Raw genomic sequence first — 3,068 nt, forward strand, 5'->3', positions numbered from 1 at the left:
TGTGAAACGCCGCACATTTTCAGCAGGGCTTTGCCCTGCACCCACCAGGAGGAGATAATCTCCTCCTGGACCTCCATAATAATTTTCTGATTTTCAAATGCGATTGCCCTGAGCGGTGACAGCATAACGCTGGTCGGGGTGCAAGGAAAGTGCTATCATGTCTGTTCGCTTGCCAAGATAAATGATATTGGCAAAGGGATATTGGACAGTTGCATCCCATCGATGAGACCTTGAATAAACATGAGCAGATGGAAAAATTGGTTTGCGGAGTTGGGTGACAACCTGACGGGCAACAAGGGACAAAAAAAACCGACCAGCGGAGCGGGCAGCGCTTGGCAAGAGCGGATCGACCAACTGGAGCGGGAGTTTCAGGCTGGCGAGTGGGAAAAGGCTCGGCAAAGCGGTCAAGAGGCATTGGCTCTGGCCAAACAAAAGGTGGGAGCCGATCATCCGGATGTAGCGGCTACCTTAAACAATTTGGCTCTGATCTGTCGCGCCCAGGGAGAACATGCGCAGGCGGAACTCTATCTGAACCGTGCTCTGACCATTTGGGAAGGAGCCTATGGCAGTGACCATCCCGATGTGGCCATCGCTTTGAACAATTTGGCTTTGCTGTGCATTGGCAAAGGGCAATATGCGCAGGCGGAACCAATCTATCTGCGTGCTCTGGCCATTCGCGAGCGCACCTATGGTACAAACCATCCAGAGGTAGCCGTCAGCCTGGAAAATTTGGCCTCTCTGTATCGTGCCAGCAACCGCTTGGGTCAGGCAGATAAACTGGAGGAGCGCGCCCGACGCATTCGTCAGAAAAGCACCGCAACGGGTTAAAACAGCTCCTCCTGACCCTGCATCTTACTCACCAATAATTTTGACCAGAATGCGCTTGCGCCTGCCACCATCAAACTCGCCATAAAAGATCTGCTCCCAGGTTCCAAAATCCAGTTTGCCCTGAGTGATGGCCACTACCACCTCGCGCCCCATCACCTGCCGCTTGAGATGGGCATCGGCATTATCCTCACCGGTATCATTATGACGATAATTTTTGGTGGGGGCGTGCGGAGCAAGACGCTCCAGCCACTGCTCATAATCATGGTGCAACCCCTGTTCATCATCGTTGATAAAGACCGATGCCGTAATGTGCAGGGGATTGCACAACAACAATCCCTCTTGAATGCCGCTTTCACGCAAGCAGGCTTCGACTTGCGGGGTGATATTGATGAATGCCCGACGTCCAGGAACATGGATAAACAGCTCTTTGCGATAGCTTTTCATGATCACCCCTGCAGCAAGCTGTTAAAATATTTCCGCAAATAATTTGTGCATCATGACAAAGGCCCGTTTGGCAGTACGCTCATGATACATCACCTTTCCTGGCGTGTTGGCCTCCGGATCGGTAAAAGAGTGCACGGCCCCACCAAAACTGACCAACTGCCAATCGATATGGGCATGGGCTTTCATCTCTGCCTCAAAAGCAGCCACTTGTGCGGGTGGTACCAAGGGATCATCAGCGCCATGCAGCACCAAAACGGCCGCTTTGATCTGTGCCGCATCCGCCGGGTTGGGCGTATCCAGATTGCCATGAAAGGAGACCACTCCCTTAAGATCACGACCACTGCGCGCCAACTCCAAAACCGTTCCGCCACCAAAACAAAAACCGATGGCTGCGGTCTGTTGCGGATGCAGACCCACTTTTTGTCCAACAGAGAGCAGTGTATCCAGGGCATGGTTGGCTCTGGCCCGCAACAACGGACGATTGCCGCGCAGCATGCCGGCCGCCTGTTGCGCTTCCGAGCTGTTTTTTGGCCGTATATTTTCCCCATAGAGATCGGCAACCAGCAGTACATACTCGCCAGCGGCAATCTGTTTGGCCTGTTCGACTGCTTGAGCCGTGACACCCAACCAATTGGGCACCATCAACACCGCCGGACGCGGCACATTGACCGCATCGTCATAAACCAACACACTTTCAAAACTGACACCATCCAAGGAGTGTTTGACCTTTTCTTCCACCATCGCCGCAAAAAGCAGTTGTGGAAAAAGGCAGAGAGCAAGCAAAATCAGGCGGTTTAACATATCGGCTCCTTTTTACTCATTTGTTACACTGTCGGTTTCGCCTTTAACGAACTCAAAGCGTTTCACCAATTCCAGAATCACTTTTTTGCTGACCGGTTTGGTTAAAAAATAGTTGCAACCGGCCTGTCTACTGCGCTCTTCCTCCTCCTCAAAGGCATGGGCAGTCAAGGCAATGATCGGCACAGCGGACAAGCCGCGCTCCCGCTCCCATTGCCGAATCAAACGTGTAGCCGTATATCCATCCATCACCGGCATCTGCACATCCATCAGCAGCAGATCAAAGCCGTTATCTGCCTCTTGGTAGCGTTTTAACGCCTCCGCACCATTGAAGACAAAGGTTAAAACATGTGGCAAGCGTTTGAAATAGGCTTGCAGCAACATTTGATTGTCATCAGAATCCTCGGCAACCAAAATTTGCAAGGAGTGGAGAGTGCTCTTTTGGTTTGCCTGGGCAGCTTGCTGAATAGTGAGCCCTTGCATGTTGATGACAGGTGCGGCCTTGCGCAAGGGTAGTTGCAGATGAAAGGAGCTCCCCACACCTCTTTGACTCTCAACGCGAATTGTCCCTCCCATCCGTTCAGCCAGACGCAATGAAATGGTCAAACCCAATCCGGTTCCGCCATAACGACGGGTGATACCACCATCCGCCTGGGTAAAGGATTCAAAAATGCGCTGCAGATGCTCTTCATCGATACCAATACCGGTATCCACCACTGCCAGATCCAGTATATCGGTTTTTTCTGGCGAGAGGGTCGCCAACAAGGATACTGTCCCCTGTTCGGTAAATTTGATGGCGTTGCCCAGCAGGTTGAATAAAATTTGGTTGAGACGTGAGCCATCGACGCGGATCCATTCGGGAAGCTCTTCATCCACATGCAGCAAGAGACGAATGCCCTTATTGGTGGCCAAGACTCTCATTAGGGCCTCCTCAAAAAGAATAACGCATTGAAACTATACATTAAAATTCGATTATGATAGAATTGTGTGCATGAATT

At 51.4% G+C, this 3,068-nt stretch carries 4 protein-coding genes; 1 reads left to right on the forward strand and 3 read right to left on the reverse strand.

Features of this window, described 5'->3' with window-relative positions; genetic code table 11:
• Positions 1-240 precede the first annotated feature (240 nt).
• Positions 241-828, forward strand: a complete 588-nt coding sequence (locus tag EJP87_RS15000) for a tetratricopeptide repeat protein (RefSeq protein ID WP_130472671.1) — start codon at positions 241-243, stop codon at positions 826-828.
• A gap of 24 nt (positions 829-852) precedes the next feature.
• On the opposite strand, the gene EJP87_RS15005 is transcribed toward EJP87_RS15000, so the two are convergent.
• Genes EJP87_RS15005 through EJP87_RS15015 form a run of 3 tightly spaced genes read right to left on the reverse strand, consistent with a single transcriptional unit; the run spans position 853 to position 2,991 of the window.
• Positions 853-1,272, reverse strand: a complete 420-nt coding sequence (locus tag EJP87_RS15005) for a secondary thiamine-phosphate synthase enzyme YjbQ (protein ID WP_130472672.1) — start codon at positions 1,270-1,272, stop codon at positions 853-855.
• A gap of 21 nt (positions 1,273-1,293) precedes the next feature.
• Positions 1,294-2,073, reverse strand: coding sequence for a dienelactone hydrolase family protein (locus EJP87_RS15010; protein WP_130472673.1), 780 nt, complete (start codon positions 2,071-2,073; stop codon positions 1,294-1,296).
• A 12-nt stretch (positions 2,074-2,085) separates the two neighbouring features.
• On the reverse strand, positions 2,086-2,991 hold the full coding sequence (locus EJP87_RS15015; protein ID WP_130472674.1) for an ATP-binding protein: 906 nt from the start codon (positions 2,989-2,991) through the stop codon (positions 2,086-2,088).
• Positions 2,992-3,068: the final 77 nt, after the last annotated feature.

The sequence above is a fragment of the Candidatus Magnetaquicoccus inordinatus genome (assembly GCF_004217665.1).
Taxonomy (GTDB): domain Bacteria; phylum Pseudomonadota; class Magnetococcia; order Magnetococcales; family Magnetaquicoccaceae; genus Magnetaquicoccus; species Magnetaquicoccus inordinatus.

What these genes read in the sequence shown, in the direction of transcription:
- EJP87_RS15000 (WP_130472671.1), top strand. Translation starts at nt 241, where the DNA reads ATGAGCAGATGGAAAAATTGGTTTGCGGAGTTGGGTGACAACCTGACG.
- EJP87_RS15005 (WP_130472672.1), bottom strand. Translation starts at nt 1,272, where the DNA reads ATGAAAAGCTATCGCAAAGAGCTGTTTATCCATGTTCCTGGACGTCGG.
- EJP87_RS15010 (WP_130472673.1), bottom strand. Translation starts at nt 2,073, where the DNA reads ATGTTAAACCGCCTGATTTTGCTTGCTCTCTGCCTTTTTCCACAACTG.
- EJP87_RS15015 (WP_130472674.1), bottom strand. Translation starts at nt 2,991, where the DNA reads ATGAGAGTCTTGGCCACCAATAAGGGCATTCGTCTCTTGCTGCATGTG.